Annotated in this window: 29 protein-coding genes and 1 tRNA gene; 16 read left to right on the forward strand and 14 right to left on the reverse strand. The window is 66.2% G+C overall.

Features of this window, described 5'->3' with window-relative positions; genetic code table 11:
- Window positions 1-5 precede the first annotated feature (5 nt).
- Genes EWE75_RS13290 through EWE75_RS13315 form a run of 6 tightly spaced genes read left to right on the forward strand, consistent with a single transcriptional unit; the run spans window position 6 to window position 5816 of the window.
- Window positions 6-1154 carry a trypsin-like peptidase domain-containing protein gene (locus EWE75_RS13290; protein ID WP_130158244.1) on the forward strand — a complete coding sequence of 383 codons (1149 nt, stop codon included), beginning with the start codon at window positions 6-8 and terminating at the stop codon, window positions 1152-1154.
- Window positions 1148-2251 carry a phosphoribosyltransferase domain-containing protein gene (locus EWE75_RS13295; RefSeq protein ID WP_130158247.1) on the forward strand — a complete coding sequence of 368 codons (1104 nt, stop codon included), beginning with the start codon at window positions 1148-1150 and terminating at the stop codon, window positions 2249-2251. The genes EWE75_RS13290 and EWE75_RS13295 overlap by 7 nt, the downstream gene beginning before the upstream one ends.
- Window positions 2248-2997: an HAD family hydrolase gene (locus tag EWE75_RS13300; RefSeq protein ID WP_130158249.1), complete on the forward strand. Its 750-nt coding sequence runs from the start codon at window positions 2248-2250 to the stop codon at window positions 2995-2997. The genes EWE75_RS13295 and EWE75_RS13300 overlap by 4 nt, the downstream gene beginning before the upstream one ends.
- Window positions 2987-4093 carry a cysteine protease StiP domain-containing protein gene (locus tag EWE75_RS13305; protein ID WP_130158251.1) on the forward strand — a complete coding sequence of 369 codons (1107 nt, stop codon included), beginning with the start codon at window positions 2987-2989 and terminating at the stop codon, window positions 4091-4093. Before EWE75_RS13300 ends, EWE75_RS13305 begins: the two co-directional genes overlap by 11 nt.
- On the forward strand, window positions 4090-5031 hold the full coding sequence (locus EWE75_RS13310; RefSeq protein ID WP_130158253.1) for an HpcH/HpaI aldolase/citrate lyase family protein: 942 nt from the start codon (window positions 4090-4092) through the stop codon (window positions 5029-5031). Before EWE75_RS13305 ends, EWE75_RS13310 begins: the two co-directional genes overlap by 4 nt.
- On the forward strand, window positions 5028-5816 hold the full coding sequence (locus EWE75_RS13315) for an AIM24 family protein (protein WP_130158255.1): 789 nt from the start codon (window positions 5028-5030) through the stop codon (window positions 5814-5816). The genes EWE75_RS13310 and EWE75_RS13315 overlap by 4 nt, the downstream gene beginning before the upstream one ends.
- 69 nt (window positions 5817-5885) lie before the next feature.
- On the opposite strand, the gene EWE75_RS13320 is transcribed toward EWE75_RS13315, so the two are convergent.
- The 3 genes from EWE75_RS13320 to EWE75_RS13330 form a co-directional block, all read right to left on the reverse strand.
- On the reverse strand, window positions 5886-6368 hold the full coding sequence (locus EWE75_RS13320) for a hypothetical protein (RefSeq protein ID WP_231708343.1): 483 nt from the start codon (window positions 6366-6368) through the stop codon (window positions 5886-5888).
- Window positions 6369-6427: 59 nt separating this feature from the next.
- Window positions 6428-7291, reverse strand: a complete 864-nt coding sequence (locus EWE75_RS13325) for a toxic anion resistance protein (protein WP_165388376.1) — start codon at window positions 7289-7291, stop codon at window positions 6428-6430.
- A 31-nt stretch (window positions 7292-7322) separates the two neighbouring features.
- Window positions 7323-7399, reverse strand: a tRNA-Arg gene (locus EWE75_RS13330).
- A gap of 54 nt (window positions 7400-7453) precedes the next feature.
- Between EWE75_RS13330 and EWE75_RS13335 the strand changes: the two genes are divergently transcribed.
- Together EWE75_RS13335 and EWE75_RS13340 are read left to right on the forward strand one after the other, a co-directional pair.
- On the forward strand, window positions 7454-8251 hold the full coding sequence (locus tag EWE75_RS13335) for a queuosine precursor transporter (protein ID WP_427915784.1): 798 nt from the start codon (window positions 7454-7456) through the stop codon (window positions 8249-8251).
- Window positions 8252-8256: 5 nt separating this feature from the next.
- The gene (locus EWE75_RS13340) at window positions 8257-8955 is read left to right on the forward strand and encodes an endonuclease NucS domain-containing protein (protein WP_130158260.1); all 699 of its coding nucleotides are present in this window, start codon (window positions 8257-8259) and stop codon (window positions 8953-8955) included.
- 3 nt (window positions 8956-8958) lie between these two features.
- On the opposite strand, the gene purQ is transcribed toward EWE75_RS13340, so the two are convergent.
- The 5 genes from purQ to EWE75_RS25085 all read right to left on the reverse strand — a co-directional run bounded on the left by purQ (window position 8959) and on the right by EWE75_RS25085 (window position 11991).
- Window positions 8959-9627, reverse strand: a complete 669-nt coding sequence (purQ, locus tag EWE75_RS13345) for a phosphoribosylformylglycinamidine synthase subunit PurQ (RefSeq protein ID WP_130158263.1) — start codon at window positions 9625-9627, stop codon at window positions 8959-8961.
- Complete coding sequence (gene purS, locus EWE75_RS13350) at window positions 9624-9854, reverse strand: phosphoribosylformylglycinamidine synthase subunit PurS (protein ID WP_130158373.1); 231 nt, start codon at window positions 9852-9854, stop codon at window positions 9624-9626. Before purS ends, purQ begins: the two co-directional genes overlap by 4 nt.
- Window positions 9855-10005: 151 nt before the next feature.
- Window positions 10006-10785 (reverse strand): phosphoribosylaminoimidazolesuccinocarboxamide synthase, encoded by a 780-nt coding sequence (gene purC / locus EWE75_RS13355; RefSeq protein WP_069206569.1) that lies wholly within the window; start codon window positions 10783-10785, stop codon window positions 10006-10008.
- 97 nt (window positions 10786-10882) lie between these two features.
- Complete coding sequence (locus tag EWE75_RS13360) at window positions 10883-11734, reverse strand: HlyD family secretion protein (protein WP_130158265.1); 852 nt, start codon at window positions 11732-11734, stop codon at window positions 10883-10885.
- A gap of 95 nt (window positions 11735-11829) precedes the next feature.
- A complete protein-coding gene (locus EWE75_RS25085; RefSeq protein WP_165388377.1) occupies window positions 11830-11991 on the reverse strand; it encodes a hypothetical protein in 162 nt (53 codons plus the stop codon).
- A gap of 113 nt (window positions 11992-12104) precedes the next feature.
- On the opposite strand from EWE75_RS25085, the gene gcvA reads away from it, so the two are divergent.
- The 3 genes from gcvA (at window position 12105) to EWE75_RS13375 (ending at window position 17101) form a co-directional block, all read left to right on the forward strand.
- On the forward strand, window positions 12105-13001 hold the full coding sequence (gene gcvA / locus EWE75_RS13365; RefSeq protein WP_130158267.1) for a transcriptional regulator GcvA: 897 nt from the start codon (window positions 12105-12107) through the stop codon (window positions 12999-13001).
- A gap of 39 nt (window positions 13002-13040) precedes the next feature.
- Entirely contained in the window at window positions 13041-15299 is a 2259-nt protein-coding gene (gene parC / locus EWE75_RS13370) for a DNA topoisomerase IV subunit A (RefSeq protein WP_130158269.1), read from the forward strand.
- Window positions 15300-15511: 212 nt separating this feature from the next.
- Window positions 15512-17101 (forward strand): putative bifunctional diguanylate cyclase/phosphodiesterase, encoded by a 1590-nt coding sequence (locus tag EWE75_RS13375; protein ID WP_231708345.1) that lies wholly within the window; start codon window positions 15512-15514, stop codon window positions 17099-17101.
- Here the strand turns inward: EWE75_RS13375 and EWE75_RS13380 are convergent.
- Genes EWE75_RS13380 through EWE75_RS13395 form a run of 4 tightly spaced genes read right to left on the reverse strand, consistent with a single transcriptional unit; the run spans window position 17071 to window position 19967 of the window.
- Window positions 17071-18270 (reverse strand): CCA tRNA nucleotidyltransferase, encoded by a 1200-nt coding sequence (locus EWE75_RS13380; RefSeq protein WP_130158273.1) that lies wholly within the window; start codon window positions 18268-18270, stop codon window positions 17071-17073. The genes EWE75_RS13375 and EWE75_RS13380 overlap by 31 nt on opposite strands.
- Window positions 18258-18860, reverse strand: coding sequence for a CoA pyrophosphatase (locus EWE75_RS13385; RefSeq protein WP_130158275.1), 603 nt, complete (start codon window positions 18858-18860; stop codon window positions 18258-18260). The genes EWE75_RS13380 and EWE75_RS13385 overlap by 13 nt, the downstream gene beginning before the upstream one ends.
- Entirely contained in the window at window positions 18857-19423 is a 567-nt protein-coding gene (locus EWE75_RS13390) for a DUF1285 domain-containing protein (protein ID WP_130158277.1), read from the reverse strand. The genes EWE75_RS13385 and EWE75_RS13390 overlap by 4 nt, the downstream gene beginning before the upstream one ends.
- Before the next feature lie 37 nt (window positions 19424-19460).
- A complete protein-coding gene (locus EWE75_RS13395; protein ID WP_130158375.1) occupies window positions 19461-19967 on the reverse strand; it encodes a GNAT family N-acetyltransferase in 507 nt (168 codons plus the stop codon).
- A 152-nt stretch (window positions 19968-20119) separates the two neighbouring features.
- On the opposite strand from EWE75_RS13395, the gene EWE75_RS13400 reads away from it, so the two are divergent.
- Window positions 20120-20491 (forward strand): dihydroneopterin aldolase, encoded by a 372-nt coding sequence (locus EWE75_RS13400; RefSeq protein WP_130158280.1) that lies wholly within the window; start codon window positions 20120-20122, stop codon window positions 20489-20491.
- An 18-nt stretch (window positions 20492-20509) separates the two neighbouring features.
- Here the strand turns inward: EWE75_RS13400 and EWE75_RS13405 are convergent, their stop codons facing one another.
- The gene (locus EWE75_RS13405) at window positions 20510-21247 is read right to left on the reverse strand and encodes a hypothetical protein (RefSeq protein WP_130158282.1); all 738 of its coding nucleotides are present in this window, start codon (window positions 21245-21247) and stop codon (window positions 20510-20512) included.
- Window positions 21248-21570: 323 nt separating this feature from the next.
- Between EWE75_RS13405 and EWE75_RS13410 the strand changes: the two genes are divergently transcribed.
- From EWE75_RS13410 to EWE75_RS13425, 4 genes are all read left to right on the forward strand, one after another.
- Window positions 21571-22233 carry an energy transducer TonB gene (locus tag EWE75_RS13410; protein WP_130158284.1) on the forward strand — a complete coding sequence of 221 codons (663 nt, stop codon included), beginning with the start codon at window positions 21571-21573 and terminating at the stop codon, window positions 22231-22233.
- 61 nt (window positions 22234-22294) lie between these two features.
- Window positions 22295-23053 (forward strand): MotA/TolQ/ExbB proton channel family protein, encoded by a 759-nt coding sequence (locus tag EWE75_RS13415; protein WP_130158286.1) that lies wholly within the window; start codon window positions 22295-22297, stop codon window positions 23051-23053.
- Window positions 23054-23146: 93 nt separating this feature from the next.
- Window positions 23147-23632 carry an ExbD/TolR family protein gene (locus tag EWE75_RS13420; RefSeq protein ID WP_206364765.1) on the forward strand — a complete coding sequence of 162 codons (486 nt, stop codon included), beginning with the start codon at window positions 23147-23149 and terminating at the stop codon, window positions 23630-23632.
- 43 nt (window positions 23633-23675) lie between these two features.
- Window positions 23676-24101, forward strand: coding sequence for an ExbD/TolR family protein (locus tag EWE75_RS13425; protein WP_130158288.1), 426 nt, complete (start codon window positions 23676-23678; stop codon window positions 24099-24101).
- Between the two features lie 102 nt (window positions 24102-24203).
- On the opposite strand, the gene dcd is transcribed toward EWE75_RS13425, so the two are convergent.
- Window positions 24204-24758, reverse strand: a complete 555-nt coding sequence (gene dcd / locus EWE75_RS13430; RefSeq protein ID WP_130158290.1) for a dCTP deaminase — start codon at window positions 24756-24758, stop codon at window positions 24204-24206.
- Window positions 24759-24763: the final 5 nt, after the last annotated feature.

Here is a 24763-nt window from a genome sequence, read left to right on the forward strand (position 1 = left end):
CGCCGATGCGTGATCTGGTTGCGGGCGAACGGGCCGCCATCGCTGGCGTGGGCGTCTTCGCGCTCGCTGGCGATGGTGGCGACCAGCCGACGCTGGCGCTGATCGCGCTGGGGGCGGACCGGCGGGTGTCGCCGGCCTTCCCGCCGATCGATGCGCTCACCCGCGAAATGCGCCCGGCGGCGCAGTTCGAGGATGGCGCGCGGCTGCGTATTGCCCTCGACGACATGCCGGGCGCGGTCGAGCGGCTGCTGTTGATCGCGTTCGATCGCGGCAACCAGCCGATCAGGCGGATCGTCACCGTGGGAACCGAGGCGTTGCGCTTCGCGGTCGATCTCCGCGAGCGGCCCGACGCGGCGGTGATCCTGATCGAATGCTACCGGCACCAGGGCGGCTGGCGGATCGCCGCAAACGGGCAAGGCTTCGCGATGGGGCTTAGCGCGATCGCGGCGGCTTATGGGATCGATCATAGCTGGGTGATGCGGCTGATCCCCCGGTTGCAACCGCCCGAGGCCGACGAGCGCGCGCCACGAACCGGCGCATCGAGCGGCAGCGGCGTCGCGATCGAGCGGCACCACATCCTCACCAACGCGCATGTCGTCGAAGACGCGAGGACGGTGATGGTGCAGGCGGGCGGACGGCCGCTTGCAGCCGACACGGTGTTCGCCGATCGCCGCAACGATCTCGCGCTGCTGCGGGTCGAGACGCCGATGGAGGGAGTCGCGCAGTTCCGATCGGAAGTGGGGCTGCATCTCGGCGAGGATGTCGTCGCGTTGGGGTTTCCGTTGCAGGGGCTGCTCGGCACCGGGCCGCAGGCGAGCGCGGGCAACATTGCGGCTTTGTGCGGAATCGGCAATGACAGCAGTCTCTTCCAGTTCACCGCACCGATCGCCAGCGGCAACAGTGGCGGCCCGATCCTCGACATGGCCGGGCATCTGATCGGGCTGGTGTGTTCCTCCCTCAACCTCGACCGCATCCGCCAGTCCGGCGCGAGCGCGGAGAACATCAATTTCGGCATCAAGGGTGCGATGATCCTCAGTTTCCTCGATTCGTTCGGTATCGAACCACAGATGGCGCACGGCAACGCCGTGATCGGCCGCGCCGCCGTCGTGCGGCAGGCACGCGACACGATCGCACGGGTGACGTGCGAATGCTGAGCGTGGCCGAAGACACGCGCGTCATCGACCTGCCGACCGGGCGGCTCGACATCGCGATCGAGGAGGCGGTGTGGCCGCTCGACCGGCTGTGTGCGTTCGCCGCGCGCGAGAACCCGAGGCGTGGCTTTCTGGTCGTGTCGCGCGTGCTCGGGCGGCATTTGCCGACCCCGCCGCAGGTGATCCGCGCCAGCGCGCGCGATCTGGCGGCGCGCATCCCCGCCGGGCTGCCGGGGCCGGTGATGGTGATCGGCCTTGCGGAAACCGCGGTGTGCCTCGGCCAAACGGTGCATGAGGAACTTCGCGCGGCGAGCGCGCGCGACGACGTGTATTTCCTGCACTCGACTCGCCAGCAGCTCGACCATCCCTTGCTGTGCCGGTTCGAGGAACCGCACAGCCATGCCTCGGCGCATCTGATCTACCGCCCCAATCTGCCCGAGCCGCGTAGCTTGGTGATCGTCGATGACGAGATTTCGACCGGCACGACCTTGTGCAACCTCGCCGAGGCTTTGGTGGCGGCGTGGCCGGGCGTCGAGGCGATCGTGGTGGCGACGCTGACCGACTGGTCGCGCGGGCGCGGCTGGCAGGCGCGGATGCCGCGCCCGACGCAGGTGGCGTCGTTGCTCGGCGGGCGGCTGGAGTGGACTCAGGGCGCGGTAACGGTGGCGGATGCGGGGTTCGACCAGGCGGCGGCGTCGCTCGGGCGGATGGCGTCACATCGCAATTTCGGTCGGCTCGGCATCGCCGCGCCGGTCGCGCCGCCGCCGGATACGGCGCTGCCGGATATCACCGGGCCGGTGCGTGTGCTTGGCACCGGCGAGTTCACCTATCTGCCGTTCCGTCTCGCCGAGCGCCTTGCGGGCGAAGGGCATGACGTGGTCGTTCAGGCGACCAGCCGCAGCCCGGCGCGGATCGGTGCGGCGATGACCAGCAAGCTCTGCTTCTCCGACAATTATGGAACCGGTGTGCCCAATTATCTCTACAATGCCGATCCGTCGGACGGCCGCATGACCCTGATCGCGCACGAGACGGGGGCGGGTACGATCGATCCGGCGCTGATTGCCGCTCTGGACGCGACGCCGATCGGCTGGTCGGCATGATCCGCGCGATCGCGCTCGTCGATCTCGACGACACCTTGTTCCAGACGCTGCGCAAATGCCCGGAGGATGTGCCGGTCGAGCGGCTGACTCCGCTTGGGTTCGCGAAAGACGGATCGCCGTTGAGCTATGCGACGCCGCGCCAGATGAAATTCCTCGAATGGCTCGCGGAGACGACGCATCTCGTGCCCGTCACCGCGCGCAGCCTTGATGCGCTGCGGCGGGCGCACATCCCGTTCCGCGCGGCGGTGTGCGCGCATGGTGGGGTGGTGCTCGACGAGGCCGGCGAGGTCGATGCCGTCTGGGCGGAGACGATCGCCGCGCGCGCCGCGCCCCATGCAGGAACGTTGGCGGGGTTCGCCGAGGCGATTGCCGCCGAGGCGACCGCGCGCGGCGTGGCGATCAACGCGCGGGTGCTGAGCGAGGGTGCTCTGCCGCTCTACACGCTCGCCAAACATGCCGATGCGGATGCCGAGGCGCTGTTCGCGGTGGTCGATGCCGCCGTGCCGGATTTGCCGGAGGGCTGGACCGACCATCGCAACGGCAACAATGTCGCGCTGATGCCGCCGTATCTCGGCAAGCGCCATGCGGTCGCGCACATCCTGCCGGCGCTGCGCGCGCGCTTCCCCGATGCGCCGGTGATCGGCGTCGGCGACAGTTACACCGACGCGCCGTTCATGGCGCTGTGCGACTTCGCGATGATGCCGCCGCGCTCGCAACTCGCCGGGGGGCTGTTCGATGCCGGTTGAAGCACGCCTGCGCGCTGACGCGCCGTTTTCAGGGAGCTACGATCCCGCCGACGTGACCTTCCTGCTCAAGCCGGTGACGATGGAAGCGACCGGGGTTGCCGACAAGGAGGCCGCGATCCAGTCGGGCCGGCGGCATTATTCGGAGATGATCGCACCGGAGAGCGTGCCGGGGGCGGACTATCTCGCGCTCTACCACGCCGCGCTGGCGCGTAATGGCGCGCGGCTGGCGCAGGATGTCGCGAGCCTTGCCGCGCATCTCGCCGAACGTCGGCCGGGGCGCGAGGTCGTAATCGTGTCGCTGGCGCGGGCGGGTACGCCGATCGGGGTGTTGCTCGCGCGGACGTTGCGCGCGTGGGGGCACCCTGCCAGCCATTATTCGATCAGCATTATTCGCGATCGTGGTATCGACCTGAACGCGCTCGGCTATATCGCGGAGCGCCATGATGCGCGCGACGCGGTATTCGTCGATGGCTGGACCGGCAAAGGCGCCATCGCGGGCGAGTTGCGCGCGACGCTTGCCGAGCGTCCGTTCGGGTTCGCGCCGGAACTGGCAGTGATCGCCGATCCGGCGGGGCAGGCCGATCTTGCCGCGACCGACGACGATTATCTGATCGCGTCGGGGTTGCTCAACGGCATCGTCTCGGGGTTGCTGAGCCGGTCGATCCTCAACGCCGATGTGGTCGGGCCGGGGGATTTCCACGCCTGCGTCACCTATCCGCAATTCGCCGCAGCCGATCTGTCGCGTGCGTTCGTCGATGGCATCGCGCCGCTCGCCGCCGTCGCGACTCCGCTTTCGATCGCCGGCCATGCGGAGCGCCGCCCGGCGCTGCGCGAGGGGTGCGAGGCGATGATGGCGGCGTTACTGGCGCATGCCGGCACGCAGGACCGCAACCGGATCAAGCCCGGTATCGCCGAGGCGACGCGCGCGCTGCTGCGGCGGATGCCCGAGCGGCTGCTGGTGCGCGATCCCGGCGACGCCGATGTCGCGCATCTCCTCCATCTCGCCGCCGAACATGACATTCCGGTCGAGCCGCTCGGCGAACAGTCTCGCTACCGGGCGGTGGCGATCATCCGTACTCTGGGACACGACGCATGACCCTCGATCCGATTCCGGCGCTGGCGCTCGGCGCGACGCTCTACATGCCGTGTACGCGCGACGATCTCGCCGAAGCGCTGCTCGGTGCGCGTCGCATTCCGGGGCTGCGATCCGCCGTGCTGTGCCTTGAGGATGCGGTGCTCGATCGCGACCTGCCATTGGCGCTGACGCATCTCGCCGCCTTCCTGCGCACGCTGTCGATGCGCGCGCCGGGGCCGGCCGAGCCATTGCTGTTCGTGCGCCCGCGCGACGCGGCGATGCTCGAGCATGTGCTGTGCATGCCGGGGGTGGAGCGGCTGACCGGCTTCGTCATCCCGAAGGCGCATGCCGACAGCATGCCGGCCTATCTCGCGCTGCCGTTCCACGACCGCCACCGGCTGATGCCGACGCTGGAGACGCGCGAGGCGTGCGATACGTATGAAATGCGGCGGCTGCGCGACCAGTTGCTGGTGGTGCAGGACCGTATCCTCGCGCTCAGGATCGGCGGCAACGATCTGCTGCGCGCGATGGGCCTGCGCCGCCCGGCCGGGCGCACCGCGTATGACGGGCCGCTCGGCGGGATCATTGCCAGCCTCGTCGCGAATTTTGCGCCGTGGGGCTTCGCGCTCAGCGCGCCCGTGTTCGAGCGGTTCGCCGACATTTCGCTGCTGCGCGAGGAGGTCGCGCGCGACATCGAACATGGCTTGCAGGGCAAGACCGCGATCCACCCTGACCAGATCGCGGTGATCCACGCCGCGCTCGCGGTGCCGGCCGCGCAGGTCGAGGAAGCGCGGCTGATGCTCGCCGACGATGCGCCGGCCGTGTTCGCGCATGACGGCGCGATGTGCGAGCCGGCGACGCATCGCGCCTGGGCGGAGCGGCTGCTGGAACGTGCCGCTTTCTATGGAATCGCGGACCCGCAGCCTGGGCTGCGCCTTATCACAGGAGCCGACCAATGAGCGATTTTCGTACCCGCATCGACGAGCAGGCCAGTGCCGGCGTGCGCTTCGAGGTGTATCAGTTCGAGCGCAAGAGCCATGTGCTGACGATGCCGATGCCGTCCACCGCCTCCTCCGATGGCAGCGCACCGGTGATCCACCTCCATCCGCCGCACGCCGCGACGGCGCGGCAGGTCCGCATCGTGCTGGAAGGCGGTGCTGCGCTGCTGGAACCGGGCGCGCTGCAATATGCCCACGGCAAGTTGCAGGTCGAGATGCAGAAGAACGCCGGAGCGGGCGGCTTCTTCTCGCGCGCGATCACTTCGGCAGGATCGGGCGAGAGCGCGTTCGCGACTCGCTACGCCGGCTATGGCGAGGTGTGGACCGAGGTAACGACCAAACACTTCATCCTCGCCGCGATGGACGGCCCGCAGGATTCGCTGATCCTCGACGATGGCGCGTTCTACGCCTGCGACGCCAATGTCGCGCTGTCGACCCATATCCACCGCTCGGTGCAAGGCATTCTGTCGGGCAATGGGCTGATGCAGCCCAAGTTGACCGGCGCGGGCGCGTTCGTCGTCGAATCGCCGGTGCCGGCGGATGAGGTCGAGGTCGTGGAACTCGACGGGCAGAAGGAACTGATCGTCGATGGCGATCTGATGCTGATGTATTCGGCTGGCTTGCAGGTCGAGCTTCGCCCGCTGGTCCGGGGCTTGCGCAACGCGTGGCGCAGCGGCGAGGGGCTGGTGTATGTGTTCCGTGGGCACGGGACGGTATGGCTTACGCCGACGATGCGGTTGGGGTGATCCTTGCATCCGTTCGTCCCGAGCGCAGGTGTCTCGACTTCGCTCGACACGAACGGTTGAGATAGCGCACTACCGCAGCGGATCGTCGCCCTTGCCGTAGCGGTTCTCGATGAAGCGGAGGTTGTCGGCGAAGCTGTCGAGATCCTCCTGCGCGAGCGAGCGCGACAGCGCCTCTAGCCGGGCGATCATGCGTTCGAAGCCCTGATTAAGATTGTAGCTCGCCGAGCGGCCGGTCTGGCGGAAGATTTCGGCGCGGTGGCTCGGCGGGATCTCGGCATAGCTTTCGACCAGCCGCGGCAAGTGATCGTCGCGCATCTGGCGGACTTCGGTCGCTGCCGAGATCATCAGCGTGTCCTCGTGGGTGCGCGCCTCGATCTCCGCGATCAGCGCGAGCAGGCGCGCGACGAGCGGACGCGAGGTTTCTGGCAGGCGCGGATCGTCGGCGGAGATCGCGGGTATGCTCGGCGCGGTGGGCGTGCCCGCCGGCGCCGTCGGCAGCGGTTCGATCGGCCCGCTCAGCCACCCCGCCAATCTGTCGAGAAATCCTGTCAACTCATCCTACTCACGCCTGCGCCGCCGGCCCCACGGTAGAGCATCGACCCGATGCCGCGCTAGAGGGTGCCGCGCGATGCTTCGGCGGCGTCGATCGCGCGGCGGGCCTGCGTGATAGCGTCGTCGAGCGCGCGTTGCAGTGCGTTGCCGGTTGTGGGCATGTCGCGCGCGGCATCGGCGGTGCGTTCCAGCGCCGCCGCCTGCTGGGTGAGCGCCTGGCTGCCGGTGACGGCGCGGCGTGCGGCGAGCGCGGTGCGCAGCGCGGCGACGCTGGTCTCGCGCGCGCGGTCGAGCGCCTGCGCGAGCGCGTCCTGGCTGTTCGCGACGAGATCGAGCGTGAGGATGCCCTGATGCGTGACCGCGATCTGGGTGAGCATGTCCTGCTCGCGCGCCAGCAACCGCTCGGTGGCGGGGCCGCGCAGGAATTGGGCGCGCTCGGGCCGGTCGGCGGCGATTTCTCGCGCTGCCGATTCGACCGCCTTGGCACAGGCGCGGATCAGATCGAGCGCGTCGTCGAGCGCCGCCGCCGCAGCGCGCAGCTTGGTGCGGTCGGTGTCGATCATGATCTGCGCGCGGGCGACCGAATCGCGTTCGCGCGCCAGCGACTCGACCAGCGCCTCGATGCGGACGGCGGGGGACGTTTCGGGCGCGGCGCGGGTCGGGAACAGCGACCAGGCTGGTTTCGGCGCGGGTTCGGCGACGCTCAGCGCGAGTGTCTGCAACGTCTGGAGGCCCTGCTCGGCCGAGGCGGTCGCCACCACGCCGCGTTCAAGCCTTCCGCTCGCTTCGGCGGCGGTGGCGATCGCGTTCCGCCCGAGCGAATCGATGCCGGACAGTATCGCGCTATCGTCCGAGGCGAGCCATTGCCGAAGCACCAGCCGAGCCTGGGCGCGAGCATCTGGCGCGATAGGGGCAGGGGACACACGCCGATCCTTCAACAACCCGTCGGGCGATTGGCGCGCCCGGAGGGATTCGAACCCCCGACCGAGGAGGTAGAAGCTCCTTGCTCTATCCAACTGAGCTACGGGCGCGCGCTATGCCCCGGTTAGCGGGATTTGCGCGATCGCGAAACGGCGATATTACGAATGGTGCGCGAAGGGGGCGCGATCATGCTCGACAAGGTGGTGGCAACCGATCTGCGGGGGCGGCAGTTCCGCTATTATGATTTCGTGATGGTCGCCTTCGTGGTGATCCTCGTGCTGTCGAACGTGGTCGGTGCGGGCAAGCGCGCGGTGATCGATCTGCCGTGGATCGGGCTGTGGCCGTTCGGCGCGGGCATCTTGTTCTTCCCGATCTCCTACATTCTCGATGACGTGCTGACCGAAGTGTATGGCTATGCCCGTGCGCGGCGCGTGGTGTGGGTCGGGTTCGTCGCGCTCGCCTTTCTGGTCGCGATGGAGTGGACAACGGTGGCGCTCCCGCCCGCCGCCGATTGGGGCGGGCAGGCGCATTACGAATATGTGTTCGGCGCGCCGCCGCATTTGGTTTCGGTCTTCCCCTATGTCGATGTCGGTATCGGCGGGCGGATCGCGTTCGCGTCGCTGTGCGCCTTCTGGATCGGCGACCTGCTCAACTCCTATGTGCTCGCGCGGATGAAGATCCTGACCGAGGGCAAATGGCTGTGGACGCGCACGATCGGCTCGACGATCGTCGGGGAGGGGGCGGACAGCCTCGTCTTCTATCCGCTTGCCTTCTACGGGCTGCCCGACTGGCCGGTGCAGGCGATGCTGATGGTAATGCTCAGCCAGTTCGTGCTCAAGGTGGGCTGGGAAGTGGTGCTGACCCCCGTCACTTACGCGGTGGTCGGCTTCCTCAAGCGCCGGGAAGGCATCGACGTGTACGATCGCGGGACGGATTTCTCGCCGTTTCACGCTGGGGTTTGAACAGCATGTACGACAAGATCGGCTTTCTCGACTATTTCGCCAACACGGTGAAAGCGTCCGCGAACACGTGCGCGACGTATCGTTCCTTTCTGAACCGGATCGACGACGCCCTCGGCGGGCTGGATGAAGCGCTCTCCTCGCGCGGTCTGGAAGCGGTCATGGAATGGGCACGAACGACGGAGGTGGAGCCGTTCGGGACGTATCGGTCACACGCCAAATCGGTGTTGAAGCGCTATGCCCTATACAAGCTTGAGAAAGCAGCGGGCGATGAGGACGCCAGTGTCGAGGAACCGCCTGCGTCCGGTGACGAACTCGGATCGTTGATCGAGTCGGATGCCAATTTCATCCGCGAACGAGAGATGCAGATTCAGGTTCGGCGGCAACTGACGAACCTCGAACCCGGCCTCGAAGCGATCGACGACGGCGCGGAAATCACGGTCGCGACTGGCAGGATCGATATCCTCGCGCGCGATGCGAAAGGTCGGACGGTCGTCATCGAATTGAAAGCCGGCAAATGTCCTCCAGGAGCATTGGAGCAACTTCTCGCCTATGCGTACGATATCGAGCAGGAGAGCGGTAAGCCTGCGCGCGCGATGTTGGTGGCCGGTTCGTTCACCGATCGCATACGAGCGGCGGCGCGGCGAGCGAAAGACGTCGAGCTGAAATCCTATTCCTACTCGCTGAGCTTTCAGGACGACAAATAGGCGTTACGCCCCGACCGTCTCCAACAGCCCTTCGAACAGCCGGCGGCCATCGTCGCCGCCGTGCGCCGCCTCGATACGGCGTTCGGGATGCGGCATCATGCCGAGCACGTTGCCGCCGGCATTGAGCACGCCGGCGATGCCGCGCGCCGAGCCGTTGACGGCACCGGCATATCGGAACGCGACGCGGCCTTCGCCTTCGAGCCGGTCGAGCGTCTCGGCGTCAGAGAAGTAGTTGCCGTCGTGGTGCGCGACCGGAATGGTGATCGTCTCGCCTTGCGCATAGCGGCTGGTGAAGGCGGTCTGCGCGTTTTCGACGGTCAGCGCGACGTCGCGGCAGACGAAGTTGAGGCCCTCGTTGCGCATCAGCGCGCCGGGCAGCAGCCCGGCTTCGGTCAGCACCTGGAAGCCGTTGCAGATGCCGAGCACCGGCAGGCCCTTGTCGGCCGCCTCGACCACCGCGCGCATGATCGGCGAGCGTGCGCCGATCGCGCCGGAGCGCAGGTAATCGCCATAGGAGAAGCCGCCGGGCAGCGCGACGAGGCCGACGCCGTCAGGAAGCGCGCTGTCGCCGTGCCAGACCATCTCGGGCTTGCGACCCGTCACCGATTCGAGCGCGACGGCGATGTCGCGGTCGCAGTTCGATCCCGGGAAGACGATGACGGCGGTCTTCATACGCGTTCCACCCGGTAGTTTTCGATGACCGTGTTGGCGAGCAGCTTGCGGCACATATCGTCGATGCTGGCGTCGTCGGTATCGTCGGTGACGTCGAGTTCGATCAGCTTGCCCTGACGGACATCGTTGACGCCGGCGAAGCCGAGGCCGTCGAGCGCCTTGTGGATCGCCTTGCCCTGCGGATCGAGCACGCCCGGTTTCAGCGTGACGAAGATGCGGAGCTTCATGAGCAATGTCCTGCTTGAAAAGGTTGCGCGCGCTATGGCGATGGCGGGCGCGCGCCGCAAGTCTTGTCGGAACAGCGCGACCGCCCAGCCGAGCGCCAGCGCCGCGAACGGCGTGGCGGTCGCGAGGCGGCGAATCACGCCGCCTCCGTGTTTATTTGCCGCGGTTCAGCCGGTGCTGTTCGAGATCGAGCACGGCGTTCTCAGCGCCCTCGGGGAGCAGGCCGAGCCGGCGCGCGACCTCCTGATAAGCCTCGACCTCGCCACCGAGATCGCGGCGGAAACGATCCTTGTCGAGCTTCTCGTTGGTTGCGATGTCCCACAGCCGACAGCCATCGGGGCTGATCTCGTCGGCGAGGATGATCCGGCCGAAATCATTGTCCCAGATCCGACCGAATTCGAGCTTGAAGTCGACCAGACGGATGCCGATGCCGGCGAACAGCCCGCTCAGGAAATCGTTCACGCGGATCGCGAGGTCGGCGATGTCGTGCATCTCCTCCTGGCTGGCCCAGCCGAACGCCGAGATATGCTCGTCGGTGATCATCGGATCGCCGAGCGCATCGTCCTTGTAATAATATTCGATGATCGTGCGCGGGAGCGGCGTGCCCTCCTCGATGCCGAGCCGCTTCGCGAGCGACCCTGCGACGACATTGCGCACCACGACTTCGATCGGCACGATCTCGACCTGACGGATCAACTGCTCGCGCATGTTGAGGCGGCGGATGAAGTGCGTCGGTACGCCGATCTGGCCGAGCAGCGTGAAGATATGCTCGGAAATCCGGTTGTTGAGCACGCCCTTGCCGTTGATCGTGCCTTTTTTCTGCGCGTTGAACGCAGTCGCGTCATCCTTGAAATACTGGATCAGCGTGCCCGGCTCTGGACCCTCATAGAGAATCTTGGCCTTGCCCTCGTAAATCTGGCGGCGGCGAGCCATGCGGCAATACCCCTGAAATGAGCGGCCCCGGCATCGCGGGACGCGCGGCCGGGGCGGGAAAGCCCGATGCTATACTCAAAGCACAAGGGGGGTGCAATCAATCGCTTGGGGCGTTGGTACGCGAGCGGGTGAGAGTGAGGCGTTTGCGCAACGGCGCCAGCGCGCGCCAGAGCAGCCATAGCAGGCCGAGCACCACCAGCGGCGGCACCAGCGTGGCGAGGGCTTGCAGCACCACGATCAGCGTCGTCTGCGCGGACGCGGTGATGGTGGCGAGCGCATCGGCGAAGGGCGAGCGTGGATCGAAGCTGCGGATCACCCGGCCCGATTCGTAATCGAACACCATCGGCGTGGTGGCGAGGCTGTCGCGCAGGTCGGCGATCTGCGCGTTGGTCTGCGCGGGCGCCTGTGCGATCTCGGCGCGCTGCTGTTCCAGCGTGGCGCGGACATCCTTGCCGAGACCGGGACGGGCGAGTTGCTGGTCGATCCGCGCGAGTTGCGCTTTTACGTCGCCGAGTTGCTGCTGCGCGCGGCCGATTGCGGCGCCGGCATCGGTGCCGGTGATCTCGGCGTTGACGAGCATGCCGTCGGCCGCATCGATCGTCGCGATGCCCTGCTTGCCGAACGCGCGGGCGATGGTGGGGTCGAGCTTGAACGCCAGCGACGCCGCGATCTGATCGTCACCGAGCAGGGTGTAGCGCATGCCGGTGATCCGGCAGCGCAGGATGCCGAGCTTCTCGCAGGCCTGCGCATGCGCCTCCTGCGCGGCGGAAATGCGTGCCGGCGGCATGCGAAAGGCGTAATGATAGTTGAACGCGACGCCCGGCGCCGCCGTGACGGCAACGCCGGGGCCGGCGTTGGAGTCCGCCGCTTCGCCGGTCTGCGCTTCGTTGGGTGCCTTGCTGCACGCGGCAAGCGCCAGGACCGAAACCAACACGAGACTTGCACGCATACACCATCTCCTAAACGGGATGGCGCGATCATATCCGACTAAAATGATCGGTAAAGCGGTATTTTATCGCGACGAATTGCTGAGGTCGCGCACGATCACTTGCAGGGCTTCTTCACCTCGCGTCGCCACGGCGCGTCGAACTGGTCTTCGTTCAGGCGCTGGAAGGCGGCCATTGCCGCCGTGAAAAGCTTATGGATCATGTCGCTGACTCGCTGATGGTGATCGGCCCATTCGGGTCCGTGAAAATCGTCTTGCATGGCATTCCTCCTCGGTCTCGATTCGGTGCGCGCAAGACGGATATGCCACGCGTCGCGAGTCGGCGCCAACAAAGCGCTCGACAGGATCGACAAGCTGCGCTTATCAAATCGCCATGCGCCGCATTCCGCCCCTTGCCGCCGTCCGGGTGTTCGAGGCGGCGGCGCGGCATGAGAATTTCACCGCCGCTGCCGCCGAACTCGGCATGACGCAGGCGGCAGTCAGCTATCAGATCAAATTGATCGAGGAACGGCTCGGCGTGCCGCTGTTCCGGCGCGAAAAGAAGCGCGTGCTGCTCACCGAGGCGGGGCGGCGGCTGTCGCCGCAGGTGACAGGGGCATTCGACACGCTCGACACCGCCTTCGCCGCCGTGCGCGCCGACGATGGCGCGTTGCTGACGATCTCGACCTCGAACACGTTCGCGAATGCGTGGCTGGCGTGGCGGCTCGGCAGCTTCCAGGTCGGCCATCCCGATACGGCGGTGCGCGTACTGACCAGCGACGCGATGGCCGATTTCGTGACCGACGATGTCGATGTCGCGATCCGCGCCGGGCTGGGCGGCTGGCCCGAGCTTGCCGAGCACAAATTGATCGACGTGGATTTCACGCCGATGTGCAGCCCGGGTTTCCTGAAGCGCTACGGCCCGTTCACGCCGAAGGATCTGCTCAGGCTGCCGATCATCAGCCGGCATGATATCTGGTGGCCCTATTGGCTGCGCGAGGCGGGTGTGGACGTGCCCGAGGGCAAGCCGCCGCCGGGCGTGCGGCTCGATTCGCAGGCGCATGAGGGGCACGCCGCGATGGCCGGGCAGGGCATGGCGATGCTGACGCCGTTCTTCTGGCGCAACGATCTCGCCGACGGCAAGCTGGTGCGGCCATTCGAACAGGTCTCGACACGCGGCCACGCCTATTGGCTGGTGTATCCAGCCGCGCGACGAAATGTGCCCAAGGTCAAGCGCTTCCGCGAATGGCTGCTGGACGAACTCGCGCGCGGTGTGCCGCTTCCGGTGTGAGAGCTTCCCACGCGCGCTAAACCGGATTAACCGGAACATATGGCCACCCCGACCGACTTGCCGCCCGACAACCCGCCGATCGGCATTCTCGACGCGCCGTTCGATAGCGCGCTATCGGATCGGTATCTGGTCTATGCGCTCTCGACGATCACCGCGCGCTCGCTGCCCGATGTTCGCGACGGGCTGAAACCCGTGCATCGCCGGCTGCTGTGGGCGATGCGGCTGCTTCGGCTCGATCCCGCGCAGGGCTATAAAAAGAGTGCGCGCGTCGTCGGCGACGTGATCGGCAAATACCATCCGCACGGCGACCAGTCGGTCTATGACGCGATGGTGCGACTCGCGCAGCCGTACATGATGCGCTATCCGCTGGTCGACGGGCAGGGCAATTTCGGCAATATCGACGGCGATAACGCCGCCGCCTACCGCTACACCGAAGCCAAGCTGACTCAGGTCGCGATCGACCTGATGGACGGGCTCGACGAGGATGCGGTCGATTACCGGCCGACCTACAACGGCGAGGATCATGAGCCCGAGCTGTTTCCGGGCGCTTTCCCCAACCTGCTCGCCAACGGGGCTGCTGGCATCGCGGTCGGCATGGCGACGAGCATTCCGCCGCACAATGTCGCCGAACTGTATGAAGCGGCGATCCTGCTGGTCGATCAGCCCGAGGCGGACGACGCGGCAGTCGGCGCGCTGGTGCGCGGGCCGGATTTCCCCACTGGCGGCCTCGTCGTCGATTCGGCCGCCGCGATCGCCGAGACCTACCGCACCGGACGCGGCGGGTTTCGCGTGCGGGCGCGCTGGCATGTCGAGGATCTCGGGCGCGGTACGTGGAACGCGATCGTCACCGAAATCCCCTACGGCGTGCAAAAGGGCAAGCTGATCGAGCAGATCGCGACGATCATCAACGACAAGAAGCTGCCGATCCTCGCCGACATCCGCGACGAATCGGACAGCGAGATCCGCGTCGTGATCGAGCCGCGCAGCCGCAGCGTCGATCCGCACTTGCTGATGGAGAGCCTGTTCCGGCTCTCCGACCTCGAATCGCGTTTCAGCCTCAACCTCAACGTGCTCGACAAGACTCGCACGCCGCGCGTGATGAGCCTGCGCGAGACGTTGCTGGCGTGGGTCGAGCATCAGTTCGTCATCCTGCGCCGCAAGAGCGAGCATCGGCTCGCCAAGATCGCCGACCGGCTCGAACTGCTCGACGGCTATCTGATCGCCTATCTCAACCTCGACCGGGTGATCGAGATCATCCGTACCGAGGATGAGCCCAAGCCGGTGATGATCGCCGAGTTCGGGCTGACCGACCGGCAGGCCGAGGCGATCCTCGACATGCGGCTGCGGCGGCTGCGCAAGCTGGAAGAGATGGAGATCCGCAAGGAGCGCGACGGGCTGGAGAACGAACGCAACGGACTGGAGGCGCTGCTCGGCAGCGAGGCGCGCCAGCGCACGCGGCTGAAGCGCGACTTCGGCAAGCTGCGTGATCGCTACGGCCCCGAGACCAAGCTCGGCAAGCGCCGCACCACGATCGAGGAAGCCGCGCCAGCGCGCGACATTCCGCTGGAAGCGATGATCGAGCGCGAGCCGGTCACGATCCTGCTGTCGCAGCGCGGCTGGATTCGCGCGATCAAGGGGCATCTCGATGCGGCCGGGATCGCTGCGGCGAAGTTCAAGGAGGGTGACGCCCCGCTGTTCAGCCTGACCGCGCAGACCACCGACAAGATCCTGCTCGCCGCCGACAATGGCCGCTTCTTCACGCTCGGCGCCGATAAATTGCCCGGCGGGCGCGGCTTCGGCGAGCCGGTGCGGCTGATGATCGACCTCGATGGCGCGATCGAGATCGTCGGGCTGTTCCGCGCGAGCATGGCGGAGAAACTGCTGGTCGCGGCGAGCGACGGGCGCGGCTTCATCGTGCCGGTGGCGGAGACCTTGGCCGAAACGCGCAAGGGCAAGACCGTCGTCACCCCGCGCGCCGGCGCGAAGCTGAAGGTGGTTCGGCCGGTCGATCCGACCGCCGATCAGGTCGCGGTGATCGGCGACAATCGCCGGCTGCTCGTGTTCGCGCTGGCCGAACTGCCCGAGATGGCGCGCGGGCAGGGGGTGCAGTTCCAGCGCTACAACGACGGCGGCCTGTCCGACGCGATCACCTTCGTGCTGGCGCAAGGGCTTAGCTGGACGATGGGCGGGGAGAGCGGGCGGATTCGCACCGAATCGGACCTTACCTTCTGGCGATCGGCGCGGGGTGCCGCCGGGCGGATGCCGCCAAATGGGTTCCCGCGCGATAATCGCTTCTGAAACAACGATTTTTCTGATATCGTTTCGGCTGCGATGGGTGGAAACTTCATGCCGTCTTAACCAAATAGCCTTAGCGCGGAGGGGTAATGGGACTGGATAAGCCTCTCGCGTCGAACGCGCTCTCGCCGCTCGGCCTGGTCGAGCGGGTGTTCGGTATCGTGCCCAGCATCGAAACGTCCGGGCGGCTGATCGGCCTGTTGCCGATCCCGGCGATGGTGATCCGCGCCAAGTCCGGTCGAATCACGATAGACGCCACCAACATGCTGTTCGACCAGGCGGCGCTCGGATGTCCGATCGACAACGCGGCGCTGCTCGATCTGATCGGCGCCCGGATCACCGCCTTCGTGGAAAGTGATCGGCTGGAAGAGACGTTCCCGCTCCAGTTCGGCGACCGGGTCGAACGCCGCTACTTTCGGGTGGCGATGGCGCGCGTTACGCGCAATGCGGAAGGGCGCTGTCTCGTCACCTTCGTCGACCAGACCGCCGAGCTTCGCACTGAAGACAATCTGCGCCGCGCGATGTTGACCGACAGCCTGACCGGCCTTCCCAACCGCGCCGGCTTCAGCGACCTGGTCGAACATCTGCTCGACGAAGCGCCATCGGACTTTCGCTACGCGATCATCATGCTCGATCTCGACCGGTTCAGCCGGGTGAATGCCTGCCTCGGCTCGATGTCGGGCGACGAACTGCTCATCACCGTGGCGCGGCGTCTGAAAGGTGTCTTGCGCGCGCATGACGTGCTGGCGCGCAGCGGCGGCGACGAGTTCGCGATCTTCCTGGCCGTGGAAGACGGCAACAAGGATGTCTCGCACGTCACCAAACGGGTCGCGAGTTCGCTGTCCACGCCGTTTCGGTTGTCAGGCTATGAAATCCGCGTGGCCTGCTCGGTCGGTGTCGCATTCGGGACGGCGCGGCTCGACGATCCCGAGGAATTGATCCGCCACGCGCAGTTCGCGATGAAGCGTTCCAAGGGCAGCGGCCATGCCGAGGCATACCAGCCGCAGGCGTTCGACATCGCGCGTGAGCAGTTCGGGATGGAAACGGCGCTTCGCCGTGCGATCGACCGCGGCCATTTGCGGCTCAACTACCAGCCGATCTACGATCTTGCCTCGGGGCGGCTGGTGTCGTTCGAGGCGCTCGCGCGCTGGAGGGACGAAGCGGGAGCGGAGTTCCTCCCGTCCGATTTCATCCCGGTCGCCGAGGAATCGGGGCTGATCGTACCGCTCGGCCGCTGGGCGATCGAGGAGGCGGTGCGCAGGCTCGCGGAGTGGGACGCACGGTTCGGCGGCGATTGCGGGGTGAAGATCGCGGTCAACCTGTCGGCGATCCAGCTCCAGCGCGACAGCATCACGCCGCTGCTGCAAAGCGCGCTCACCACGCACGGCCTGCCGGGATCGCGCTTCACGCTCGAACTCACCGAAAGCGCGCTGGTCACCGATCCCGACCGGATCGCCGGCATCATGCACGGGCTGAAGGGGCTGGGCACGACGATCGCGATGGACGATTTCGGCACCGGTTATTCGAACCTCGCCTATCTCCAGAAGCTGCCGATCGACATCCTCAAGATCGACCGCAGCTTCGTGACCGGCATGCTCGCCGATCGCGACAAGGTCGCGATCGTGCGCGCGATCCTCAGCCTCGCGCAAGCGCTCGGCATGCAGACCACCGCCGAAGGGGTCGAGACCAACGATCTCGCGCAGACGCTCGCCGCGCTCGGCTGCACCTACGGACAGGGCTTCGTCTACGCGCGACCGCTCGAAGCGGAAGACGCTTATGCGTTGCTGGAAAACCGCCGCCACTGATCGAGCGCACTTTCGACGATCTCGTCGAGCCGGGGCTGTTCGGGAAAGCCCTCGCGCACCCATTCCGCCTCGATCGCGCGGAGCAGCCTGGCGACCTCCGGCCCCTTGCGCACGCCACGTTCGACCAGCGCGCCGCCGCTGACCGGCAACCGGGGCGGCTGCCAGCCGGCGATCGATTCGACGTCGGCGAGCGGGCGATCCGACAGCAGCAGCCGGTCAGTGGCGAGATCGGGTCCGAGCGTATAGCCGATCGCCCGCGCGGGTACGTCCCCGGCGGGCTGGGTCGCGCTGAAGAGGCGGCGGCGATCGAGCTTGGAGAGCCTCAGCCGCGCGCCGACATCTTCGGCGATCGTCGCGTCGGCCGGCAAGAGGGCGGCGAGGCGGCGGATCGGGTTGGGCGCGGTGCCGCTATCCGCTTCGCGCGTCGCCAGCCGGGCGAGCCGGTCCGCCTCCACGATTTCGGGCAGAACGGGCCGGAAGATACCCTGCTCGATCATCAGCGCGACCGTCGGCACGGCATTGTCCGCGAGCAGCAGCTTGAGCAATTCCGCCGCGATCCGTTCACGCGAGAGCGCCATCAGATCGTTGGCGCGCGCTCCGCACGCCGCCAGCCCTGCCGCATCGACTGTCTCGCCGAAGCGCGCATGGAAGCGGAAGAAGCGCAGGATGCGCAAATGATCCTCGGCGATGCGCTGGAGCGGATCGCCGATGAAGCGGACACGCCGCGCGGCGAGATCCTCGACGCCGCCGAAATAATCGAACACTTCGCCAGTGATCGGATCGGCGTAGAGTGCGTTGATCGTGAAGTCGCGGCGCGCGGCATCCTCTTCCCACGCCCGCGTGAAGGCGACGGTGGCGTGGCGGCCATCGGTCGCCACGTCGCGGCGGAGCGTCGTCACCTCGACCGGGCTTTCGGCCAATACGGCGGTGATCGTACCGTGGGCGAGGCCGGTCGGCACCGCCTTGATGCCGCTCGCGCGGAGAAGGTCGAGCACGTCCTCGGGCGGCAATACGGTGGCGATATCGATGTCCGCGACGTCGATCCCCAGCAACGTATCGCGAACCGCGCCGCCGACGAAGCGCGCCGCGCCCGGCCCCAGCACCGCGCACAACCGATCGAGACCCGACCGCGACCGCCATGCCGCGTCGGGCAGGATCAGCCCGCCCATCGCAACCGCCGCGACAGGTTGACGATCATCGCAGCGGTCGCGCCCCAGATGCGCTGGCCGCCCCACAGGATCTCGTAATAATGCCGGTTGTGGCCCTGCCATTCGACCGAGACTTCGAGGTGATTGCCCGAATCGAGCAGGAAATCGAGCGGCACCTCGAACACCTCGGCGACTTCGGCGGCGCTCGGCACCAGCACGAGATCGGGCGGGACCACCGCCACCACCGGCGTCACGCTGAAGCCGGTGATGGTGCGATACGGGTCGCTTTGCCCCACGACGATCACCCGCTCGCGTGGCAAGGCGATCTCTTCCTCCGCCTCACGCAAGGCGGCGGCGACGGCATCGGCATCCCCGGGATCGATCCGCCCGCCGGGGAAGGCAACCTGTCCGGCGTGGCGTTTCAACGTATCGGTACGGCGCGTGAGGATGATGCCGGGCTGGGCGCGATCGGTGACGGGCACCAGCACCGCCGCCCGAACATCGGCGGCGGTATCGATCAACTCGCCGTCGACATGGTCGCCGGTTAGCAAGGTGGCGTCTTCGGCATGCCCGGCGACGAGAGCGAGGCGCAGCCGTTCGACCAGAGTCATTCGGTCGGCTCCAGCGCGAAGAACGCGCCCTTGCTCCACAGGCCCGGCGGCTCGTCGCCGGCGGCGATCGCGAGGGTGGCCAACTCGTAATAGACCGGGCGCGCGACCAACGCCTCCATCCCGCCGCGCACGGCGAGATAGGGGCGGGGGCCATCCTCGCCGGTGGCGAATCGCAGCGGATGATCGGGGCCGGCGGTGACGAGATCGCCGGTGTTGAGCCGGAAGACGAGCGATTGTGCGTCGCCGCTCCCTTCGGCCTTCAGTTCGACCGCGACGAACGGAGCATCCTCGACCGCGATGTCGAGCTTCTCGACGGGGGTGACGAGCACATAGCTGCCATCGGCTTCGCGCCGCAGGATCGTCGAGAACAGCCGCACCATCGCCTCGCGTCCGATCGGCGAGCCCTGATGATACCAGGTGCCGTCGCGGGCGATTCGCATCTCGCTGTCGCCGCAGTGCGTCGGGTTCCACCGCTCGATCGGCGGGAGTTTCTGGTCTTCGGCGAGCCGCGCGATCTCGGCGAGCGAGAGCGCGGACAAATCGGGCATGGGGTCCATCGGCATGGTGCGGGCGGTAAGCCAGCCCGGCCGTCGCGTAAAGTCAGGTGAATATGCGTATACGCGGCGCGAGCATTCCCGCAGCCTCGGGCGCGGCGCCGCGCGCGAGCAGGCGGCGCTGCTCGATCGGGCCGGGCGCGCGCCACAACGCGGTCGCGCGGGCATCGAAACCGAAGAAGCGGCCATAATATTCCGGGTCGCCGATCAGCATCAGCGGTGGCGCGCCCGATTCCTCGGCGGCACGGATCGCGTGATGGGTGAGGCTTTGCCCGACGCCTTCGCCCTGCCGCGCCGGCTCGACCGCGATCGGCCCGACCATCACCAGCGGATCGCTGCCGCCGTCGTCGCGCATCAGCCGCACCGGCCAGCACTGGATCGTACCGATCAGCGCGCCGTCATCGACCGCCGCGAAGCTGAGCGCGGGAACGGCATGGGTGCCCTGGCGGATCAGATAGGCAGTGCGGCGGTGCCGGTCCGGCCCGAACGCACGGTCGAGCAACCGCTCGGTCGCGGTGGCATCAATCTCGGCGAGGGGAAGGATAACGATCACAGGCATCGTCCGCAGCGCAGCCGGCAACGGGCGGCCGGGGCCGCGCGCTTTAACGCCGCCGCGCGCCAACGCAAGCCGAATACGCGGCGGCAGTTCCCACCGCCGCCGCATCTGCTATGGCGCGCGCACTCCAGACCTTGAGGACGCGCGCATTGGACGACCGGCTTTGCCTTGAAGTACATGATCTCGAAGTACAGGTGCTGACCGGCATCTATTCCGAAGAAACCCACCTGCCGCAACCGCTGCGCATCTCGCTGTCGGTCGATCTCGACTGCCCCGCGCATTTCGCGCCCGGCGATCCGCTTGGTATGTCCAAGAATTATCTCGATCTCAAACACGCCGCGACCACCGCGCTTCCCGCCGGCGTTCACTTCACGCTGATCGAGGCGGTGGCGGACCATATCGCCGACACCTTGTTCCTGCAGGACCAAAGGGTGCGGCGTGTTCAGGTCAAGATCGTCAAGCTCGCCATCGCCGAGGCTGACGAATCGATCGGCATCACGTTGGTTCGTCACCGGCGCTGACGCACCGACGAATTGGTCTTACCGGTCGCACCCGCCGAGCGAATCCAGCACGACCTTATAGTCCTCGCGCGCGATCGCGGCTTCCGACGGGTCGATCCCGGCAGTGCTGCTGTCGGGTAGCGCGGGCGGCAGGCCGCAGGCGAGGCGATACCAGAGCAAGGTGTCGTGTGCCGGCGCGGCCGCGTTGGGATCAGCGAGATCACCCATCGACGGTGACCAGCGGGGCGGTTCGCCCTGCTTGCGCACGATGTTGAGCGACATCGGGCTACCGTCTGCGGCGGTCAGGAAGATCTGCGTTTCGCCTTCACCCGGCAGCGCGCCGGGCGTGTGGAACGCATTGCCGACGCCGGTGACGGCGGGCGGCGCGCCTGTCGCAACCACTTCGGTGGTGATTTTTCGCGTGAGTGCGTCCGCCTCGGGCGACCAGTCCCGCTGCCCATCGAGCGCGACGAGCTGGATCTGGCCGGGCTGGCGAGCAGGGCGGGCGAACAGCAGCACGCGGCGTTTGCGGAGCTTGGGCATCCGCCCACGCGCATCGAGCTGAATATCGGCGACATAGCCGATCGTCGGCGGTAGCGCACCCGGCGCGCGGATCAGCGCAGCGACATCCGCCTCTATATAGACTCGCGCGTAGCCAGGCTGAACGTCGGCCGCGCCCGGCCCCTTGACCTGCGCGACGCTGCGAATCGTCGCGTCGATGATGGTGGGAGCGGTAACAATCAGATCCGCGAATCGGGTATAGGATAAAGTCGCCATCGGCGCGTGTTCGGGCGGTGGGACCGGCTGCTGGGCATCGGCCGGGGGGCAGGATAATGCTGCGATCGCACAAAAGAGTGCGATTCTGGGAATCTTCGCCATTGTTGCTGGTTAGCCGATCGTTTCGTCTGGATACAGAAATAATTCTGCCACGGAAGCTCGCTAGAGGTTTTTCAGGGGACAAAGCGTTTGCTTCGTGGTTTTCACCGCGATACAGGTTTGGCCTGTCCAGGATACACTAGCCCACGCAAGGGCAGTTACGAGCGGGCATTACGGCACGGTACAAAGCGCCGCCGTCGTATACAGAGGAGTTTCGTTACTGAATGGCTTACGCTGATCGAGATACAAGTGGCAGCCGTATTGTCTCGATCGTGATCGTTTCGATCGTGGTCGCGGCATTCGGGTGGGCATTCGTGAACGGGCTTGCCTTCAAATATATCAAGAAGGCGCAAGAAAAGCTTAATACGTTCGACGTGGCGCCACCGCCACCGCCGCCGCCGGATAAACCGCCACCCCCGCCACCGCCAGATCAGCCGCAGGTGCAGCCGCCTCCCGTGGTATCTCCGCCGCCGATCGTGCAGGTGCAAAGTCCGCCACCGGTGATCCAGACGGTGCAAACCCCGCCACCGGCAATCCAGATCACCCCAAGGGCCGCTCCGCCGGCACCGCCAGCGCCTCCCGCGCCGGTCGTGTCGAAGGCCGCTGGTCTGAAGGGTAATCCCGGCCAGTTCTTCGGTCCTGACGCATATCCTGCTGCGGCGCTGCGCGCCGAAGCCCAGGGGCGTGTCGTGGCCAGGCTGACCGTCGGCACCGATGGTCGTGTGACCGACTGCGTCGTGACGACGTCGAGCGGAAACTCCGATCTCGATTCGACTACGTGCAGCATCGCCAAGCGCCGGGTGAAATATTCGCCCGCGATGGATGCATCAGGTAGTCCGATCGTCTCGACGACCACCTTGCCGGTCAAATGGGTTTTGCCTGAATAATCATCTTCCCCGGCGCGCCTGCGATTGGGCGCCGGGGGTTTATTGAGAGGGAAGTTACCGCATGCTCACCACCATTCTCGCTGCCGGGGCGACGCCGCCCGAGAACAATTTCGGCCTGATGAACTCGCTGAACGAAGGCGGCCCGGTCACCTGGACCGTCGCAGTCATCCTGACCATCTTCCTCTTCTTCACGCTCTACATCCTGTTCACCAAGCTGTTCGAGCAGCAGAAGGTCATCAACCAGGGCAAGCGCGTCGGCGCACAGTTCTGGTCCGCCAACAGCCTGCGCGAAGGCGCTGCCAAGCTCGAGAAGAACTCGGCCTATCGCCAGATCGTCGACGACGGCCTGCTCGCTCAGGAGCAGCACGGTCGCCTGACCGATCCGGTCGAAGCGCATGACTGGGTCCACGGTTCGCTCGCCCGCTCGGAAGCGGCGATCAACTCGCAGCTCGGTGGCGGTCTCGCCTTCCTCGCGACGGTCGGTTCGACCGCGCCGTTCATCGGTCTGTTCGGTACGGTGCTTGGTATCTACCGCGCACTCATCAAGATCGGTCAGGCCGGCCAGGCATCGATCGACAAGGTTGCTGGTCCGGTTGGTGAAGCGCTCATCATGACCGCCTTCGGTCTGGTCGTCGCGGTTCCCGCCGTGCTCGCGTTCAACTACCTGCAGCGCCGCAACAAGGCGATCGCCGAGAACCTCAGCGCGTTCTCGAACGACGTGCTCGGCTACATCGCATCGGACGGCGCCGTGAAGCCTTCGATCGCAGCGCGCAAGGCTCCGGTGGCTCCCGCCAAGCCCGCGACCACCGTTACCAAGTAAGCAGCATATGGGAGCCGTTCATGCGGCGGCTCCCACCCTCCGCTGCCGGAAGTTGTTCCGGCAGTACGACTGTTGAGAATAGGATAGCCGTCCATGGCGATGAGCACTGGCGCACCAACTGACAGCGATACGCCGATGTCGGACATCAACACGACGCCGCTCGTGGACGTCATGTTGGTTCTCCTCATCATCTTTCTGATCACCGTTCCGGTGGTGGTTCAGAACATCAAGCTGAAGTTGCCGGACGTGAAATACGATCCGACGACGACCAAGCCCGAGAACGTCAGCCTGTCCGTGGTTGAGGATACCAGCGGCAACTGCGCGATTTACTGGAACCTCACGCGCGTGACGCACGAGGAACTGCTGAAGCGTGCGGTCGACAAGCTCCAGGCCGAAGTGAAGCGGCTCGGCGGCGCTGCCAATCTGACCCCGGACGACCTGCCCGAGGCGCATATCCGCGGCGACGTGAACGTGCCCTGGAAGTGTGTCGGTGGTGCGATCTACACGATGCAGATGGCGGGCTTCGCAAAGGTCGGCTTCATTTCGCAGCCGCCACCCAACGTCGTCCCCGGCGAATGATCATTCAGGCATTTTGGGGCCGCGGTTTTAGGGAAATTTCGATATGGCAATGAGTTCTGGTCGCGGTGAAGGCGAACCGATGATGGACATCAACACGACGCCGTTGATCGACGTCATGTTGGTTCTGCTCATCATGTTCATCATCACCATCCCGCCGCAGACGCATGCGGTGAAGGTCGATCTGCCGATCAACAGCAAGACCAACACTCCGATCGTCGATTCCGTCAAGAACAAGGTGATCGTCGATTCGGCCGGTGTGGTTCAGTGGAACGGCAATCCGGTCGATCTCGTGACGCTCCAGCAGTATCTCGAGCAGACCAAGACGATGAACCCGGAGCCTGAGCTGCACTTCCAGCCCAACCCGGATGCAAAGTACGAGAAGGTCGATACCGTCCTTGCCGTCATCAAGCGGTCGGGCATTTCGAAGCTCGGCTTCATCGGCAACGAGCAATATCGCAACGATTTCTGATCGTTACGAGGTAACTTCCAGATTCCAAAGGCGGCTCTTCGGGGCCGCCTTTTTTGTATCCGCAATTCGTGGCGAAGGATGAGCGGTGGCGGAGCCGGACGGTTACAGGCGCGGCAAGGTCACGCCGCGCTGGCCCATATATTTGCCGGCGCGATCGGCATAGCTCGTCTCGCACGGCTCGTTGCCGTGCAGGAACAGGAACTGGCACGCACCTTCGTTGGCGTAGATCTTGGCGGGCAGGGGCGTTGTGTTGGAAAATTCCAGCGTGACATGCCCTTCCCAACCGGGTTCGAGCGGCGTCACGTTGACGATGATGCCGCAGCGCGCATAGGTCGACTTGCCGAGGCAGATCACCAGCACGTCACGCGGCACCCGGAAATATTCGACCGTCCGCGCCAGCGCGAAGCTGTTGGGCGGGATCACGCAGACGTCAGTCTTGCGATCGACGAAGCTGTTCGCCGCGAAATCCTTGGGATCGACGATCACGCTGTCGATGTTGGTGAAGATCTTGAACTCGTCCGAGACGCGCGCGTCATATCCGTAGGAGGAAAGGCCGTAGGAGATGCAGCCATCGCGCTTCTGCCCGTCGATGAACGGCTCGATCATGCCGGTCGAAAGCGCCTGCTCACGAATCCAGCGGTCTGACATGACGGACATTGGGC

The sequence above is a fragment of the Sphingomonas populi genome, assembly GCF_004208535.1.
GTDB lineage: Bacteria > Pseudomonadota > Alphaproteobacteria > Sphingomonadales > Sphingomonadaceae > Sphingomonas > Sphingomonas populi.

What these genes read in the sequence shown, in the direction of transcription:
- EWE75_RS13290 (WP_130158244.1), top strand. Translation starts at nt 6, where the DNA reads ATGCGTGATCTGGTTGCGGGCGAACGGGCCGCCATCGCTGGCGTGGGC.
- EWE75_RS13295 (WP_130158247.1), top strand. Translation starts at nt 1,148, where the DNA reads ATGCTGAGCGTGGCCGAAGACACGCGCGTCATCGACCTGCCGACCGGG.
- EWE75_RS13300 (WP_130158249.1), top strand. Translation starts at nt 2,248, where the DNA reads ATGATCCGCGCGATCGCGCTCGTCGATCTCGACGACACCTTGTTCCAG.
- EWE75_RS13305 (WP_130158251.1), top strand. Translation starts at nt 2,987, where the DNA reads ATGCCGGTTGAAGCACGCCTGCGCGCTGACGCGCCGTTTTCAGGGAGC.
- EWE75_RS13310 (WP_130158253.1), top strand. Translation starts at nt 4,090, where the DNA reads ATGACCCTCGATCCGATTCCGGCGCTGGCGCTCGGCGCGACGCTCTAC.
- EWE75_RS13315 (WP_130158255.1), top strand. Translation starts at nt 5,028, where the DNA reads ATGAGCGATTTTCGTACCCGCATCGACGAGCAGGCCAGTGCCGGCGTG.
- EWE75_RS13335 (WP_427915784.1), top strand. Translation starts at nt 7,454, where the DNA reads ATGGTGCGCGAAGGGGGCGCGATCATGCTCGACAAGGTGGTGGCAACC.
- EWE75_RS13340 (WP_130158260.1), top strand. Translation starts at nt 8,257, where the DNA reads ATGTACGACAAGATCGGCTTTCTCGACTATTTCGCCAACACGGTGAAA.
- purQ (WP_130158263.1), bottom strand. Translation starts at nt 9,627, where the DNA reads ATGAAGACCGCCGTCATCGTCTTCCCGGGATCGAACTGCGACCGCGAC.
- purS (WP_130158373.1), bottom strand. Translation starts at nt 9,854, where the DNA reads ATGAAGCTCCGCATCTTCGTCACGCTGAAACCGGGCGTGCTCGATCCG.
- purC (WP_069206569.1), bottom strand. Translation starts at nt 10,785, where the DNA reads ATGGCTCGCCGCCGCCAGATTTACGAGGGCAAGGCCAAGATTCTCTAT.
- EWE75_RS13360 (WP_130158265.1), bottom strand. Translation starts at nt 11,734, where the DNA reads ATGCGTGCAAGTCTCGTGTTGGTTTCGGTCCTGGCGCTTGCCGCGTGC.
- EWE75_RS25085 (WP_165388377.1), bottom strand. Translation starts at nt 11,991, where the DNA reads ATGCAAGACGATTTTCACGGACCCGAATGGGCCGATCACCATCAGCGA.
- gcvA (WP_130158267.1), top strand. Translation starts at nt 12,105, where the DNA reads ATGCGCCGCATTCCGCCCCTTGCCGCCGTCCGGGTGTTCGAGGCGGCG.
- parC (WP_130158269.1), top strand. Translation starts at nt 13,041, where the DNA reads ATGGCCACCCCGACCGACTTGCCGCCCGACAACCCGCCGATCGGCATT.
- EWE75_RS13375 (WP_231708345.1), top strand. Translation starts at nt 15,512, where the DNA reads ATGGTGATCCGCGCCAAGTCCGGTCGAATCACGATAGACGCCACCAAC.
- EWE75_RS13380 (WP_130158273.1), bottom strand. Translation starts at nt 18,270, where the DNA reads ATGGGCGGGCTGATCCTGCCCGACGCGGCATGGCGGTCGCGGTCGGGT.
- EWE75_RS13385 (WP_130158275.1), bottom strand. Translation starts at nt 18,860, where the DNA reads ATGACTCTGGTCGAACGGCTGCGCCTCGCTCTCGTCGCCGGGCATGCC.
- EWE75_RS13390 (WP_130158277.1), bottom strand. Translation starts at nt 19,423, where the DNA reads ATGCCGATGGACCCCATGCCCGATTTGTCCGCGCTCTCGCTCGCCGAG.
- EWE75_RS13405 (WP_130158282.1), bottom strand. Translation starts at nt 21,247, where the DNA reads ATGGCGACTTTATCCTATACCCGATTCGCGGATCTGATTGTTACCGCT.
- EWE75_RS13410 (WP_130158284.1), top strand. Translation starts at nt 21,571, where the DNA reads ATGGCTTACGCTGATCGAGATACAAGTGGCAGCCGTATTGTCTCGATC.
- EWE75_RS13415 (WP_130158286.1), top strand. Translation starts at nt 22,295, where the DNA reads ATGCTCACCACCATTCTCGCTGCCGGGGCGACGCCGCCCGAGAACAAT.
- EWE75_RS13420 (WP_206364765.1), top strand. Translation starts at nt 23,147, where the DNA reads ATGGCGATGAGCACTGGCGCACCAACTGACAGCGATACGCCGATGTCG.
- EWE75_RS13425 (WP_130158288.1), top strand. Translation starts at nt 23,676, where the DNA reads ATGGCAATGAGTTCTGGTCGCGGTGAAGGCGAACCGATGATGGACATC.
- dcd (WP_130158290.1), bottom strand. Translation starts at nt 24,758, where the DNA reads ATGTCCGTCATGTCAGACCGCTGGATTCGTGAGCAGGCGCTTTCGACC.